This window comes from Pseudomonas sp. So3.2b (genome assembly GCF_019464415.1).
Classification (GTDB): Bacteria; Pseudomonadota; Gammaproteobacteria; order Pseudomonadales; family Pseudomonadaceae; genus Aquipseudomonas; species Aquipseudomonas shahriarae.
In genome coordinates, this window is sequence record NZ_CP080494.1 from 5744439 (window position 1) to 5759408 (window position 14970).

Consider the following 14970-nt stretch of genomic DNA (forward strand, 5'->3'; position numbering starts at 1 on the left):
CAACATAAAACCCATGTGGGAGCGGGCTTGCCCGCGATAGCGGTGGTTCAGTCACTGCATCGGTGACTAGCAGACCGCCATCGCGGGCAAGCCCGCTCCCACACAAGCCCAACCCCACATTTAGCTCGGGATCGACCGTCAGTCTTGCGGGGTCTGCTCGGCCAATGCCACCGCACGGAACATCGCCCGGCGCTTGTTCAGGGTTTCTTCCCACTCAAGGGCCGGCACCGAGTCGGCGACAATCCCGCCGCCCGCCTGCACATGCAGTTCGCCGTCCTTGATCACCGCCGTGCGGATCGCAATGGCGGTGTCCATGTTGCCATTCCACGCGAAATAACCCACGGCGCCGCCGTAGACCCCACGCTTGACCGGCTCCAGCTCGTCGATGATTTCCATCGCACGAATCTTCGGGGCGCCGGACAAGGTGCCCGCCGGCAGAATTGCGCGCAGCGCGTCCATCGCCGTAAGGCCGGCCTTCAGCTCGCCGGTGACGTTGGACACAATGTGCATCACGTTGGAATAACGCTCGATCACCATCTTCTCGGTGAGCTTCACCGAGCCGATTTCCGAAACGCGTCCGGTGTCGTTACGCCCCAGGTCGATGAGCATCAAGTGCTCGGCGATTTCCTTGTCGTCGGACAGCAGGTCTTCTTCAAGTGCCAGGTCGGCCTCTTCGGTCGCGCCACGGGGGCGCGTGCCGGCAATCGGGCGCACGGTGATCAGGTTGTCTTCGACGCGCACCAGCACTTCCGGCGAGCTGCCCACTACGTGGAAGTCGCCAAAGTTGAAGAAGTACATGTACGGCGTCGGGTTGAAGCAGCGCAGTGCCCGGTACAAGTCGATGGGCGCCGCCTTGAAGTCGATGGACATCCGTTGCGACGGCACCACTTGCATGCAGTCACCGGCGAGGATGTATTGCTTGATGGTATCGACCGCGCGCTCGTAGTCATCCTGGGTAAAGCTGGAGCGAAACACCGGATCGGCCGCCGGCGGACGGCTGAGGTCCAGGCCGCGACGCGGGGTGATCGGCTGGCGCAGCTTGTCCAGCAGCGCTTCGAGGCTGGCCTGGCCTTGCTCGAACGCATCGGCCTGGGTCGGGTCGGCGAGCACAATCGCGTGCATCTTGCCGGCCAGGTTGTCGAACACCACCACCGCGTCGGAAACCATCAGCAGGATGTCCGGCACACCCAACGGGTCGGGGTTCGGGCATTTGCCCAGGCGTTGCTCCACATAACGCACGCAGTCGTAGCCGAAATACCCCACCAGGCCGCCATTGAAACGCGGCAAACCAGCAATGGTTGGCACGTTGTAGCGCGCCTTGAAGGCTTCGACGAAGGCCAGCGGGTCTTGCACATCGTGGCTTTCGATCTCGACGCCATCATGGGTGATGCTGACGTGATGGTCATGCACCCGCAGGACCGTGCGGCACGGCAGGCCGATGATCGAGTAACGGCCCCACTTTTCGCCGCCCTGCACCGATTCCAGCAGATAGGAATTGGGCTCGTCGGCCAGTTTCAGGTAGATCGACAGCGGCGTATCGAAGTCGGCCAGGGTTTCCCGGGCCATGGGGATGCGGTTGTAGCCGGCAGCGGCCAAACGCAGGAATTCTTCGCGGATCATGGGGTGCCTCGTGGCGTGAGGGTCTAACAGTCAGGTATGCAAACGTGCCGCAGCGCGGCCAGGATCAGTCAGGCGCGCCAACGCCAGCGGGCCAGGGCCTTGATGACTTTCATCCAGAGTTTGCGAGTGACCACCACGATGGGATTTCCAGAAGGGGATGGGACAGCGTCGGGCAACGTTATCTCAGCGCCCGCTCCCAAGCAACCGGGGATTAGCAGTCGCAGGTCATCAATGACCAGCGCCGGCGACTCTTCGGCAATCGGCCGGCCATGGTTGTAGCCATAGCTTAAGGCCACACACTTGACCCCCGCCGCTTTCGCCGCCAGCACATCGCTGCGCGAATCGCCGACAAACAGCGACTGGGACGCCGGGATATTGGCCATTTTCATCACAAAGAACAGCGCCGCCGGATCCGGTTTTTTCTGCGGCAGGGTATCGCCGCCGATGATCCAGCGGAAATACCGGCCGATCTTCATCTGGTCCAGCAGCGGCGCGACGAAGCGTTCCGGCTTGTTGGTGATCAGGGCCATTTCCACGCCCTGCTTGTGCAGCCACTTGAGGGTGTCGCGCACGCCGGGGTAAACCACGGTCAGTTCGTGGCCGTCTTCGTAGGCCGCGTTGAACAGTTCCAGCGCGTGCTCGGCCTCCACCTCATCGACACCTTCGGCATCAATGTGATTGGCCAGCGCACGGCGCACCAGCATCTGCACGCCGTTGCCGACCCACTCGCGTACCGATTCGATACCGGCAGGCTTGCGCCCCAACTTGAGCAACATGTGATCCACCGCAGCCGTCAGGTCCGGCACCGAATCGACCAGGGTGCCGTCCAGATCGAACATCACCAGCCGCGGCAATTTACCGGGGAACAGCTGCTCAAAACCGCTCATGGACGCGCCAGCGCCAGTTCTTCACGCATCTTGGCAATCACGGCCTGGTAGTCAGGGGTGTTGAAGATCGCCGAGCCGGCGACGAAGGTGTCCGCGCCCGCCGCCGCGATATCACGGATGTTGTTGACGTTGACCCCACCGTCGATCTCCAGGCGGATATCGCGGCCAGAGGCGTCAATCAGCGCACGGGCCTCACGCAGCTTGTCGAGGGTACCGGGAATGAACTTCTGCCCGCCAAAACCCGGGTTGACGCTCATCAGCAAGACCATGTCGACCTTGTCCATCACGTACTTGAGGGTGTCCAGCGGGGTCGCCGGGTTGAACACCAGGCCAGCCTTGCAGCCGCCTTCGCGGATCAGTTGCAGGGAGCGGTCGACATGCAGCGTGGCTTCCGGGTGGAAGGTGATGTAGGTCGCGCCGGCTTCGATGAAGTCGCCGATGATGCGGTCCACCGGGCTGACCATCAGGTGCACGTCAATCGGCGCGGTCACGCCGTACTTGCGCAGCGCGGCGCAAACCATCGGGCCGATGGTCAGGTTCGGCACATAGTGGTTGTCCATGACATCGAAGTGCACGAAGTCGGCACCGGCGGCCAACACGTTGTCCACTTCCTCGCCCAGGCGGGCGAAGTCGGCGGAGAGGATCGATGGAGCAATTACGAAGGGCTGCATGACGCACCTTTTCTGAGCTAAATCACGATGGCGCGCATTGTATACCTCATGCTTTGTTGCGCGCACCGTGACCTGACTCAATGACTAGTACGCGGCGCGGTAGATTTTCTCGATATCCGCCGCACTGAGCTTGCGCGGATTGTTGCGCATCAGGCGTTCGATTCCCGCGGCTTCTACGGCCATGGCCGGGATCGCCTCCTCTGGCACGCCGAAGCTGCGCAAGCCGCAAGGGATCTCCACTGCGGCGCACAGTCGCGTCATGGCCTCCACCGCCTGGTCCGCTGCATCGTTGACGCTCAAGCCCGTGATATTCACCCCCATGGCCTGGGCGATATCCTGCATGCGCTCGACACAGGCCAGCTTGTTCCAGTGCATCACATAGGGCAGCAGCAACGCGTTGCTCACCCCGTGGGCAATATTGAAACGCCCGCCCAACGGGTAGGCCAGCGCATGCACCGCCCCCACCCCGGCATTGCCGAAGGCCATGCCGGCCATCAGGCTGGCCGTGGCCATATCGTCACGCGCCTGCAGGTTGGCCGGATTGGCGTAGGCCTTGGGCAAGGCGTTGGCAATCAACTTGATCGCGCCAATGGCCAGGGCATCGGTGATTGGCGAGGCGTTCAGGGACAGATAGGACTCGATGGCATGCACCAGGGCATCCACACCACTGGCAGCCGTAACACTGCGCGGGCAGGTCAGGGTCATTTGCGGGCTGATCAGCGCAACATCCGGCAGCAGGTAGTCGCTGACGATGCCTTTTTTCAATTGCGCGGCCTTGTCCGACAGAATCGCCACATTGGTCACTTCCGACCCCGTGCCGGCCGTGGTGGGAATGGCAATCAGCGGCGGGCCTTTGCGCGGCACCTGGTCCACACCGAACAAATCCTCGAGTGCGCCGTGATAACCGGCATAGGCGGCGACGCTCTTGGCGATATCAATGGCACTGCCACCGCCCACGCCGATCAGGCCGTCATGCCCGCCTTCGCGGTAGGCCTGCATGCAGTCTTCGACGATGGCGATCTCCGGGTCGGGCAGCACCCGGTCGAAGATCTCGTAAGGCCGATCACCCAACTGCGCCAATGCCAGTTGCACCGTACCGGACTTGACCAGCGCAGCATCGGTGACGATCAACGGGTTGTCGATATCCAGCCGGGTCAGCTCGGCGGCCAATTGCTCGATGGCGCCTGGGCCGGTGAGCAATTTGTGGGCGATCTTGAATGAGGAGGTACTCATGTGCGCGGCCTCTTATAAATTGGTGGGCTGGCACAAGAATAGCTGGGGAATGCGGGTTGTCTGCCATTCAGCGGCTGAATGGTTGGGTCATTCAAAGCGGGCGCGGTCAATGTAGGAGCTGGCTCGCCTGCGATGGCCTCGACTCGGTGCATCAGGTGTACCGAGTCGAGACCATCGCAGGCAAGCCAGCTCCCACAGGTGATCGGGTTTCAGCAGTCAGACCTGCGCCGTCCGCAGTTTTTCGCTGCGCCCACGCAGCCACTCCAGGGTCAGCAACAGCACCACCGAGAAGGCAATCAGCAAGGTCGCCGCTGCGGCAATGGTCGGGCTGAGGTTTTCGCGGATGCCGCTGAACATCTGCCGAGGCAAGGTGGCCTGCTCGGGCCCGGCGAGGAACAGCGTCACCACCACCTCATCGAACGATGTGGCAAAGGCAAACAGCGCCCCGGAAATGACGCCCGGCGCAATCAGCGGCAGCGTCACCCGGCGAAACGCGGTCAACGGCGACGCCCCCAGGCTGGCCGCGGCTCGCACCAGGTTGTGGTTGAAGCCCTGCAAGGTCGCCGACACGGTGATGATCACAAAGGGCACGCCCAGCACCGCATGCACCACAATCAGCGAAAAGAAACTGTTGCCCAGCCCCAGCGGGGCAAAGAACAAGTAACTCGCCACGCCGATAATCACCACCGGTACCACCATCGGCGAAATCACCAGGGCCATCACCAGCGCCTTGCCGGGGAAGTGGCCACGGGTCAGGCCAATAGCGGCCAACGTGCCAAACACCATCGCCAGCACCGTGGCCGCCGGGGCGACGATGATGCTGTTCTTCAAGGCGCGCATCCATTCCGCCGAGGCAAAGAAGTCCTGGTACCAGTGCAACGAAAACCCCTGCAGCGGGTACACCAGGAAACTCCCGGAGTTGAACGACAGCGGGATGATCACCAGCACCGGCAGGATCAGGAACAACAGGATCAGGCCGCAGAGGATCCGCAAGCTGTAGAACCACACCCGCTCGATGGGTGACATATAAGGACTGCTGGACATTTCAGGCGCTCCTCAGCTCAGGCGCAGGCGGCTGGCGCCCACCAGCCAGTTGTAGATCAGGTACAGCACCACGGTCGCCAGCAGCAGCAAGCCGCCCAGCGCAGTCGCCATGCCCCAGTTGATGCTGGTGTTGGTGTAGAACGCCACGAAGTAGCTGACCATCTGATCGTTCGGGCTGCCCAGCAGGGCCGGGGTGATGTAGTAGCCAATCGCCAGGATAAACACCAGCAGACAACCGGCGCCCACACCCGCGTAAGTCTGTGGGAAGTACACCCGCCAGAAACTGGCGAACGGGTGACAACCCAAAGAGATCGCCGCACGCATATAGGTCGGTGAAATACCCTTCATCACGCTGTAGATCGGCAGAATCATGAACGGCAGCAGGATATGCACCATGGAGATGTAGACCCCCAGCCGGTTGAACACCAACTCCAGAGGCTTATCAATGATGCCCAGGCCCATCAGCGCGCCGTTGATCAGCCCGCCGGACTGCAGCAGCACAATCCAGGCGGCCACGCGCACCAGCACCGAGGTCCAGAAGGGCAGCAGCACCAGGATCATCAACAGGTTGCTTTGCCGCGCCGGCAGGTTGGCCAGCAGGTACGCCAGCGGATAGGCCAGCAGCAGGCAGCACACGGTAATCACCAGGCCCATCCAGAAGGTGCGGGCGAAGATATCGAGGTAAATCGCCTGGTCCGGCGTGGCCGGCGCGACTTCGCCGAGGTCGTCGATCCGATGATCGACCGCCGCCAGCAGGTAATAAGGCGTGAGGCTGCTGGTGTTGCGCCGGATGGCCTGCCAGTACGCGGGGTCGCCCCAGCGTTCGTCGAGGTTTTCCAGCGCTTCTTTATAAGAGGCCGGCACTTCGCTGAACGGCAGCGCCCGCGCGGTTTTGGTCAACAGGCTGCGATAACCCGCCAGCTCCATGTTCAGGCGCTTGGACAAGTCGCCCAGGGTCTGGTTTTTCCGGGCTTCACCCAGGTCCTCGCTGACAGCCTGGTACACCGACTCGCCGGGCAGGCCACGACCATCCCAGGCGGTCACCGCCACCACGGTACGCGGCAGGCCAGCGACCACTTCCGGGTTACCGACGCTTTTGTACAACAGCGCAACGATGGGCACCAGGAACACCAGCAGCAAAAACACCACCAGCGGCGCGATCAAGGCCTGGGCCTTCCAGCGGTTAAGCCGCTCGGCACGCGCCAGGCGCTGCTTCAAGCTGGGGGTGGTGACCTCGTTCGAGGGAACGGCGATGGCCATGGCAAACTCCGGAAAATCTACAGTTGAAACCCGTGTGAAAGGCCCCCTTGTGGGAGCCGGGCTTGCCCGCGATGGCAGCAACTCGGTGTGTCGGGTCTACCGAGGTGCTGCCATCGCAGGCAAGCCAGCTCCCACAGGGGTTAAGCGGTGGGGCTTGTTATTTGGCAGCCCAGGAATTGAAGCGCTGCTCCAGTTGCTCACCGTTATCCGCCCAGAAGCTCACATCAATCTGCACCTGGTTGGCGATGTTTTCCGGAGTAGTCGGCATATCCTTGAGGATGTCCTTGGCCAGCAGCGGCACGGCTTGGGTATTGGCCGGACCGTAGGCGATGTTTTCCGAGTAGATTTTCTGTTGCTGCGGTGCAACGGAGAAGGCGATGAATTTCTTCGCCGCCTCGGCGCGCTCCTTGCTCAGGCCCTTGGGGATCGCCCAGGCGTCGAAATCGTAGATACCACCGTTCCACACCACTTTCAGGTTGCTCTCTTTCTGCACGGCGGCGATCCGGCCGTTGTAGGCCGAGCTCATCACCACGTCACCCGAGGCCAGGTACTGCGGCGGCTGGGCGCCGGCTTCCCACCACTGGATCGACGGCTTGAGTTCATCGAGTTTCTTGAAGGCGCGGTCCTGGCCGTCCTTGCCGGCCAGCACTTTGTACACGTCCTTGGGCGCTACACCGTCGGCCATCAGGGCGAATTCCAGGGTGTACTTGGCCCCCTTGCGCAAGCCGCGCTTGCCGGGGAAAGTCTTGGTGTCCCAGAAGTCCGCCCAACTGGTTGGGGCCGTCTTCAGTTTGTCGGCGTTGTACGCCATCACCGTGGACCACACGAAGAAACCCACGCCACAGGGCTGGATCGCGCCTTTCACATAGTCGTCGGGGTTGCCGAACAGCTTAGGATCCAACGGCTCGAACATGTCCTCGTCACAGCCACGGGACAGTTCCGGCGACTCGACTTCCACCAGGTCCCAGGACACGCTTTTGGTGTCGACCATGGCTTTGACCTTGGCCATCTCGCCGTTGTACTCGCCGGCGATGATCTTGCCGTTGCCCGCGCTTTCCCACGGGGCATAGAAAGCCTTGACCTGGGCCGCCTTGTTCGCGCCGCCAAACGACACCACCGTCAGGTTCGGACCTGCCATGACCTGTGAAGCACTCGCCAGGCCAATGGCCAGGGCGGTCAATTTCAGGGATCTCAACATTTATTGTTCTCTCCACGTGCAGGGTTGGATGAAGCCAAGGGGGCGATCAATTCGCCTCTAGAAGTGGGTCGAGTGCGCGAACGTGCTCGACTTGCCAGCCAATCGGAACCACATCGCCGACCGTCAGTGCCGGATCCAGCTCGGCGATCGGTTGTTTCACAAAGAAATCGGCCTTGCCGCAGACTTCCAGGCGCACGCGCACGTGGTCGCCCAGGTAGATAAATTCGGCCACCCGGCCCGAGAAACGGTTGCTGCAGCTTTCGCTGGAACCGTTGAGGCTGACCCGCTCCGGGCGCACCGACAGCGTCACCGGGCCACCGATCTGCCCGACATTCACCGCCAGCGCCTCGACCTTCTCGCCGCGCGCCAGCTCAACCACGCACCGCTCGCCGGTGTGGCTGTGCAGGCGGCCGTTAAGACGGTTGTTCTCGCCGATAAAATTGGCGACGAAGGTGTTTTTCGGCTCTTCATACAAAGTGCGCGGCGGAGCGATCTGCTGGATCTCGCCCTGGTGGAACACCGCTACCCGGTCGGACATGGTCAGCGCTTCACCCTGGTCGTGGGTCACGTAAACCACGGTCACGCCGAGGCGCTGGTGCAGGTGCTTGATCTCCATCTGCATGTGTTCACGCAGCTGTTTATCGAGGGCGCCAAGGGGTTCGTCCATCAGCACCAGCTGCGGCTCGAACACCAGGGCGCGAGCCAGGGCCACCCGTTGCTGCTGGCCGCCGGAGAGCTGCGCCGGGTAGCGCTGGGCGAAGGCGTCGAGCTGGACCATGCTCAGCACGCGCTTGACCCGTTCGCTGACATCGGTCTTGCTCAAGCCCCGCACCGTGAGGGGGAACGCCAGGTTCTCGGCCACCGTCATGTGCGGGAACAGCGCATAGTTCTGGAACACCATGCCAATGTCGCGCTTGTGCGGCGGCACATTGTTGATCGAGCGCCCGGCCAGCAGGATCTCCCCGGCGGTCGGCGTTTCGAAGCCCGCCAACATCATCAGGCTGGTGGTCTTGCCCGAACCGGACGGGCCCAGCAGGGTGAGGAACTCGCCTTTGCGAATGTCCAGGTTGAGGTCTTTGACGATCAGGTTCTCGCCATCGTAGCTCTTCTGCACACCACGAAAGCTGACCAGCACATCATTTGAATCCGCCTCGCTCATACCCGCACCTTTTTGTTTTGGACTGCTGTGAAGCTAGCGTAATCCAGGCGCAAGCCCCCGGAAATCGGGGCGCAGGAGAGATTGGCATCAGCAGGATGGAAGGTTCGGGGTAGGGATTGCCCTACACGGATGGCGGGCAAGGGACAGTTGCGCAGCAAGCTTCAAGCGACAAGCTGCAAGCACGGGCTTCCTGGGGGTTGAGCGATGTCGCAAATAGACACGCGCCTATAGGAGCCTGTGCTCCATCGCGTACTTCACCAGCTCGGCCAGGGAGCTGATGTTGAGTTTTTGCATCAACCGCGCCTTATGGGTGCTGATGGTCTTGCTGCTCAGGGCCAGTTGCTGGGCGATATCGTTGACGTTGGCGCCCTGAGCCAAGCGCTCGAACACCGAGAACTCGCGCTCGGACAACAGCGAATGCAACGGCCGGGTATCGGTGAGGCCGACCTCAAACACCATGCGGTCCGCCAGGTCCGGGTCGATATAGCGCCCGCCCGCGGCGACTTTGCGGATTGCCGTCAACAACAGCGCAGGATCGCTGTCCTTGGTGGCATACCCTGCCGCGCCGACCTTCAGCGCCCGGGCGGCCATTTGTGCCTCGTCATGCATCGACAGCACCAGAATGGCCGGCGGGTTGTTCAGCGCGCGGATCCGCGCAATCGCCTCCAGGCCGTTGACCCCGGGCATGGAGATATCCAGCAGCACCACCTCGCAGGGCGTGTGACGCAAGGCTTCCAACAGCTGTTCGCCGTTACCCGCCTCGCCCACCACCAGCAGGTCCTTGGCCAGGCCGATCAACTGCTTGATGCCTTCACGGACGATGGTGTGGTCTTCGGCTACCAATACGCGGATCACGGCAATTTCCTCTCTCTATAGCGATTAAACGTCGACATTCAAAATGTGCGAGCAAGCCCACAAGGGATCTATGGCGAATCCAACGGCACCGTAACGCTCAGGGTGGTGCCCTCCCCCAGTTCGCTGTCGAGGGTCAACTGCCCGCCCATGATCAGCACCCGCTCGCGCATGCCCACCAAACCAAACGACACCGGGCGCCCCGGCGCAGGGACGAAGCCTGCGCCATCATCACTGATGGTCAACCGCAGATTGGCGCCCTCCACCACCAGGGTCAACTCCACCGTATGCGCCTGGGCATGGCGCATGACGTTGGTCAGCGCCTCCTGCAGGATACGGAACAGGCCAATGGCCTTGGCGTCACTCAAGGCCGGGAGGTTATCCGGCACCTGCACCAGGCACGGAATCTGTGTGCGCGCCTCAAACCGCCGGGCCTGCCACTCGATGGCCGAGGCGATCCCCGCGTCGAGAATCGGCGGGCGCAACGCCGTGGCCACATCACGGACCAATTGGAACAGTTGAGCGATCAGGCGCTTCATGCTGTTCAGGCGCTCGTGCAGGCCTGGGTCCAACTGGGCGTAGGCCAACTCGCACATGGAGGTTTCCAGCTTCAACACCGTGAGCATCTGCCCCAGCTCATCGTGAACTTCGCGGGCAATCCGCGCCTTCTCTTCCTCACGCACGGTTTCCAGGTGCGCCGAGAGTTCGCGCAGTTGCGCCCGCGAGGCGTCCAATTCCAGCTCAATGCGTTTGCTGTCGCTGATATCCCAGACGATCCCATCCCAGACCACCGCCCCATCGTCCAGACGCCGGGTGACCGCCTTGATCTCGGCCCAGCGCTGCTCGCCCTGGCGGGTCAGGATGCGGCCCTGCCACGACCAGTTGCTCTCGGTGTCGATGGCCTGATCCTGGGTCTGGTGGTAACTGGCGCGATCATCCGGGTGGACCAGGCTGCGAATCCCCACATCGCGGTGGCTGAGCACGGATGGCGAATAGCCCACCAGGCGCTCACTGCCTTCGCTGATATAGGCAAAGTCGATGGCGGCGCTCAACGGCAGACGCTCCAGGCGAAACACCAGCCCTGGCACATTGGCGGCGATGCCTTGCAGGCGCGCTTCACTTTCCTGCAACGCGGCCAAGGCCCGGCGGCGCTCGGTAACGTCGTTGAGGTACACCACCAGGTATTCGCCACCGGCAAAGCGCAGGAAACTCAAGGACACATCCGTGGGCAACAGGCTGCCATCTGCGCGCAGGCACTGGGTGGCGAAGCTCTGCGGCCCGTCTTCACTGGCCCGGGCGCGCTTCCACAGGTTCAGCCAGCGGTCCATGCTCAGATTGGGTTCGAACTCGATCAGCGGGCGCTCGATCAACGCTCCCGAGGCGTAACCGAGCATGGTTTCGGCGGCGACGTTGGCGTAGCGCACATGGCTGTCCCAATTGACCCAGAGGATACCCACGGTACTTTGATCAATCGAAAACTGGGTCAGACGCAATGCTTCGGCGCCCGCCGCACGGGCAGCGCTTTCCTCACGCGTGGCCAGCAACTGGTGTTCCAGGGCATGTTTTTGCCGACGCTGCCACAGGGCAACCGTCAGGCACGCGAGCAACAGCAGGCCCAGCAGCAGGCTGAGGTTTTGCCAGAATCCCGGTGATTCCGACAGGCGTGGGTATTTGGGTTGCAGCCAGCGGGCATGCAATTGCTCCAGCTCACGGGCCGGAATGGCGCGCAGGCCGCTCTCGACAATCTCTGCCAGGGCTGGCCAGTCACGCCGGGTGGCCACCCGCAACAGTTGCGGCAATCCAATATCGCCGACCACGGCCAAACCGGCGAACTCGGGCTCGATCGACAAGCGGCTCAACTGCGCCTCATCGACTACCGCATAGCGCGCCTGCTGGCTGACCAATAGCTGCAAGGCCTGGCGCTCCAGGGGCACACCTTGCAGGTTCAGCCTGGGGTAATTGCTGCGCAGGTAATCCGCCACGCCGCTGGGCATGCGCACGGCGACCCGGGACTGTTCATCGAGCTTTTCCAGGTCCACGGTGCCGCTGCCGTCGCGAATGCCAACAATGTGCTGGGGCACGCGCATATACGGGTCGGAAAACTGCCACAGGCGCAGGCCGGCAGGGGTTTGTAGCAGACCTGGGGCGAGGTCGACCGCATCCTCGCGCAAGGCGTCCTCCAACTGTTCCTGCGTGGGGAAGTTGCGCCAGGTCAGCTCGATATTCAGCGCCTTGGCCAGCGCCTGCATCAGCTCGACATTGGCTCCGGACAAGCGCTGCAGGCGCCGGTCGTATTGCGCGTAAGGCGCCTGCAACACCACCCCGACCCGCAGTTGCGGGTGCTGCGCCAACCACTCGCGCTGCTGCGGGTTGAGCACCGCCGGCGGCACCACAGACGCAGGCGCAGCATTCACCATCAAGGGCAAGCACAGATAGCCGATAACCAGCAGACAGCGAAAATTCATCATTCACATCTCACATCCAACCCATTAGGCTGCCGGGATCACTTCTGGCCGGGATTCCACTATGCCCCTGCTTCACCGTTCGACACTGCCAGCATTGTGCCTGTCACTGCTGTTTACCAGCACCTTTTGCGTGCAGGCGGCTGACACCGCGCCGGCGGCCGCCGAAAAACCACCAGAACGCCAGCCTCTGCCAGAGCGTAGCCAGGAGGAAGCCCAGGCCCTGGAGCGACAACTGCCGCCCCACGAGCAGCAACAATTGCAGGCCGGCGACGAGTCGTTCCTGGCACTGTGGAAACCGGCGAACAGCCCCGAACCGCAGGGTGTGGTGATTATCGTCCCCGGCGCCGGAGAAACGGCTGACTGGCCGCAAGCCATCGGGCCTTTGCGCCAGAAGCTGCCGGATGCCGCCTGGGGCAGCCTGAGCCTGTCGCTGCCCGACCTGAGTGTCGATACCCTGCCGCCGCGGGTGATCCAGGCTCCCGATGCGGTCGTCGACAGCAGCAAGGATGCCAGCACCGCCGCGCCCAAGCCCATCGAACAGGCGGCCAGCGCCGAAGCCGAGGGCACCGACCCGGCCGTGGTCCCTGGCGTGGATGAGCAGGACAAGACCGACGCGACACGGATCTTCGCCCGCATCGACGCAGCCGTCGCCTATGCCCAGACCCAGAACGCCCGCAGCGTGGTGCTGCTGGGGCACGGGACTGGGGCCTGGTGGGCTGCGCGCTACCTGAGCGAAAAACAACCGGCCCAGGTGCAAAAGTTCATCATGGTCGCGGCGCAGTCGCCGGTGGGCCGTCAACCGGATCTGCAACAGCTGACCCCGACATTGAAGCTGGCGACCGCCGATGTCTTCTATCAGGACAACGCCCTGGCCAGCAAAATGGCGCTGGAGCGCAGCCAGGCAAGCAAGCGGCTGAAGAATGACAACTACAAGCAGGTGTCGTTGAAGACTATTCCCGGGAATAGCGCAGCGGCCCAGGAACAGTTGTACCGGCGGATTCGCGGCTGGTTGAGCCCGCAAAGCAGCGGTAGCTGAGCCCAACTGCCCCGTCTGTGGTTGTGGTTGTGGCGAGCGGGCTTGCCCGCGTTGGGTTGCGCAGCAGCCCTAAAACCCGCCGCTCGGTTTATCTGACAAACCTAAGAGGCCCTGTGGGGGCATGAGGATCTACACAACTCGCTCTTTTTTGGTTATTGGGTTTGTGTACATATCCGTTGCTGCGGTCATGGCCACTTAGGGTTCCGCCCTTACGGCGGCTCACTTTGGAGAAGCGCCAAAGTAAGCAAAACGCTCTTGCCCCACCACTCGGTGCCTCGCCTAGGCTCGGCATGCCCGCAGTCAGGCATTGCTCCGTGGGCCCGCCGCGATCGGCCATCCATGGCCGTGTCGCGGCTACCCCGGCATCCCTGCCGGGGTGCTCACTGCGCAATACCTGCCTGCGGCCAGCGTGGTTTAACGGGGCGCCTGAGATCAAGATCAAAAGCCAGATCAAAAGCAGAGCAAAAGCAGAGCAACAGCAGAGCCAGAGCTGCGAAGCTACATTCCCCTGTGGGAGCTGGCTTGCCTGCGATAGAGATATCTCGGCCAATACATCTATCGACTGATAGACCGCCATCTCGGTGCCCCCCGAATCACTGCTGGACTGCAGGCACACCGAGACCAGGCGAGGTCCCGAGTGGTGGGTCCCCGGCCTCCGATGTCAGGAGCCCTTGGTTACTTTGGGGCTCTTTTTTTACGGACCGGGCACATGGTTGACGGGTGTGCGGGGACAGGGTGGACTCTTTTGGCAAGCCCGCTCGCCACAGGCGGTCGGGTCAGCGGAAATCCCGCTGCTCGCGAATGATCGTGTAGGCACTATGCAGCTCTCGGGTGCGCTCCGTGGCCTCGCGCACTTGAGCGGGGCTCGCGCCAGTGCCGGCAATCTTGTCCGGGTGGTGCCGACTGAGCAGCCGTCGATAGGCACGTTTGATGACCGCAGGCTCTGTCGTTCCGGTTACCCCGAGGATCCGTAGGGCCTCTTGATAGGTGCTACCGCGGGTGACCAGGGGCTTGCGTTCCGGCTCATAGTCATGGGCCAGTGCCTGGAGTTGTTGCGGCGTCCACCCCAGCCATTTGCCCCATAGCTCGATCAGCTCGCGCTCAGCGGGGCTGGCCTTGCCGTCGGCCCAGACCATGCGCCAGCAGGCGCGCAGCACGCCTTCCGCCGCATGGGGCTGCACCTTGAGCACGCGCAGGTAACTGCGCACGCGGTCGGTCCCCGACTTGCCTCGGTTGAACGCGGCAATCGCCCGGCGCTGGGCCGGCTCGCTCATGTCCAGCGAGCGCATCTCCACCCGCGCCTGCTGGATATGGCCGTCCACCACCCGCCCATTACTCTTGGCCAGGCGGCCCAGCAGGACAAACAGCAGTTCGTCATTGCGCAGCGCCGGCCGGCCGCCCAGGCGTTCGCGCAGTTGGGCCCAACTGTGCAATTGCAGGCGCCGATCCAGTGCCTGCCCCAGCAACCCACCCAACATGGCCCCCGGAATGCTGGCGATGGCAAAACCCGCCCCGGCGCCGATCAGAGTCCCAGGCCACAACATC

Annotated in this window: 12 protein-coding genes; 1 reads left to right on the forward strand and 11 read right to left on the reverse strand. The window is 62.8% G+C overall.

The window, feature by feature from the left end; genetic code table 11:
* Positions 1-138: 138 nt before the first annotated feature.
* The 10 genes from trpE to K1X80_RS26055 all read right to left on the reverse strand — a co-directional run bounded on the left by trpE (position 139) and on the right by K1X80_RS26055 (position 12392).
* Positions 139-1620, reverse strand: coding sequence for an anthranilate synthase component I (gene trpE / locus K1X80_RS26010; RefSeq protein ID WP_057960776.1), 1482 nt, complete (start codon positions 1618-1620; stop codon positions 139-141).
* 68 nt (positions 1621-1688) lie between these two features.
* Positions 1689-2507: a phosphoglycolate phosphatase gene (locus K1X80_RS26015; protein WP_057444298.1), complete on the reverse strand. Its 819-nt coding sequence runs from the start codon at positions 2505-2507 to the stop codon at positions 1689-1691.
* Positions 2504-3178, reverse strand: a complete 675-nt coding sequence (gene rpe / locus K1X80_RS26020) for a ribulose-phosphate 3-epimerase (RefSeq protein ID WP_057440329.1) — start codon at positions 3176-3178, stop codon at positions 2504-2506. The genes K1X80_RS26015 and rpe overlap by 4 nt, the downstream gene beginning before the upstream one ends.
* Before the next feature lie 84 nt (positions 3179-3262).
* Positions 3263-4411, reverse strand: a complete 1149-nt coding sequence (locus K1X80_RS26025; protein WP_115129121.1) for an iron-containing alcohol dehydrogenase — start codon at positions 4409-4411, stop codon at positions 3263-3265.
* A 216-nt stretch (positions 4412-4627) separates the two neighbouring features.
* Entirely contained in the window at positions 4628-5455 is an 828-nt protein-coding gene (locus K1X80_RS26030; RefSeq protein ID WP_029296783.1) for an ABC transporter permease, read from the reverse strand.
* A 12-nt stretch (positions 5456-5467) separates the two neighbouring features.
* A complete protein-coding gene (locus K1X80_RS26035; RefSeq protein WP_057960777.1) occupies positions 5468-6715 on the reverse strand; it encodes an ABC transporter permease in 1248 nt (415 codons plus the stop codon).
* 157 nt (positions 6716-6872) lie between these two features.
* On the reverse strand, positions 6873-7913 hold the full coding sequence (locus K1X80_RS26040; protein ID WP_057960778.1) for an ABC transporter substrate-binding protein: 1041 nt from the start codon (positions 7911-7913) through the stop codon (positions 6873-6875).
* Between the two features lie 46 nt (positions 7914-7959).
* Positions 7960-9072 carry an ABC transporter ATP-binding protein gene (locus K1X80_RS26045; protein WP_057440325.1) on the reverse strand — a complete coding sequence of 371 codons (1113 nt, stop codon included), beginning with the start codon at positions 9070-9072 and terminating at the stop codon, positions 7960-7962.
* Between the two features lie 225 nt (positions 9073-9297).
* Complete coding sequence (locus K1X80_RS26050) at positions 9298-9927, reverse strand: response regulator transcription factor (RefSeq protein ID WP_057960779.1); 630 nt, start codon at positions 9925-9927, stop codon at positions 9298-9300.
* 68 nt (positions 9928-9995) lie between these two features.
* The gene (locus tag K1X80_RS26055) at positions 9996-12392 is read right to left on the reverse strand and encodes a PAS domain S-box protein (protein WP_220172561.1); all 2397 of its coding nucleotides are present in this window, start codon (positions 12390-12392) and stop codon (positions 9996-9998) included.
* A gap of 58 nt (positions 12393-12450) precedes the next feature.
* Here K1X80_RS26055 and K1X80_RS26060 point away from each other — a divergent pair, with 58 nt between their 5' ends.
* Positions 12451-13425 carry an alpha/beta hydrolase family protein gene (locus K1X80_RS26060; protein WP_220172562.1) on the forward strand — a complete coding sequence of 325 codons (975 nt, stop codon included), beginning with the start codon at positions 12451-12453 and terminating at the stop codon, positions 13423-13425.
* A gap of 776 nt (positions 13426-14201) precedes the next feature.
* On the opposite strand, the gene K1X80_RS26065 is transcribed toward K1X80_RS26060, so the two are convergent.
* Positions 14202-14969 carry a TerB family tellurite resistance protein gene (locus K1X80_RS26065; protein ID WP_057960783.1) on the reverse strand — a complete coding sequence of 256 codons (768 nt, stop codon included), beginning with the start codon at positions 14967-14969 and terminating at the stop codon, positions 14202-14204.
* Position 14970: the final 1 nt, after the last annotated feature.

Coding starts and splice junctions, on each gene's coding strand:
- trpE (WP_057960776.1), bottom strand. CDS start 1,620: ATGATCCGCGAAGAATTCCTGCGTTTGGCCGCTGCCGGCTACAACCGC.
- K1X80_RS26015 (WP_057444298.1), bottom strand. CDS start 2,507: ATGAGCGGTTTTGAGCAGCTGTTCCCCGGTAAATTGCCGCGGCTGGTG.
- rpe (WP_057440329.1), bottom strand. CDS start 3,178: ATGCAGCCCTTCGTAATTGCTCCATCGATCCTCTCCGCCGACTTCGCC.
- K1X80_RS26025 (WP_115129121.1), bottom strand. CDS start 4,411: ATGAGTACCTCCTCATTCAAGATCGCCCACAAATTGCTCACCGGCCCA.
- K1X80_RS26030 (WP_029296783.1), bottom strand. CDS start 5,455: ATGTCCAGCAGTCCTTATATGTCACCCATCGAGCGGGTGTGGTTCTAC.
- K1X80_RS26035 (WP_057960777.1), bottom strand. CDS start 6,715: ATGGCCATCGCCGTTCCCTCGAACGAGGTCACCACCCCCAGCTTGAAG.
- K1X80_RS26040 (WP_057960778.1), bottom strand. CDS start 7,913: ATGTTGAGATCCCTGAAATTGACCGCCCTGGCCATTGGCCTGGCGAGT.
- K1X80_RS26045 (WP_057440325.1), bottom strand. CDS start 9,072: ATGAGCGAGGCGGATTCAAATGATGTGCTGGTCAGCTTTCGTGGTGTG.
- K1X80_RS26055 (WP_220172561.1), bottom strand. CDS start 12,392: ATGATGAATTTTCGCTGTCTGCTGGTTATCGGCTATCTGTGCTTGCCC.
- K1X80_RS26060 (WP_220172562.1), top strand. CDS start 12,451: ATGCCCCTGCTTCACCGTTCGACACTGCCAGCATTGTGCCTGTCACTG.
- K1X80_RS26065 (WP_057960783.1), bottom strand. CDS start 14,969: ATGTTGTGGCCTGGGACTCTGATCGGCGCCGGGGCGGGTTTTGCCATC.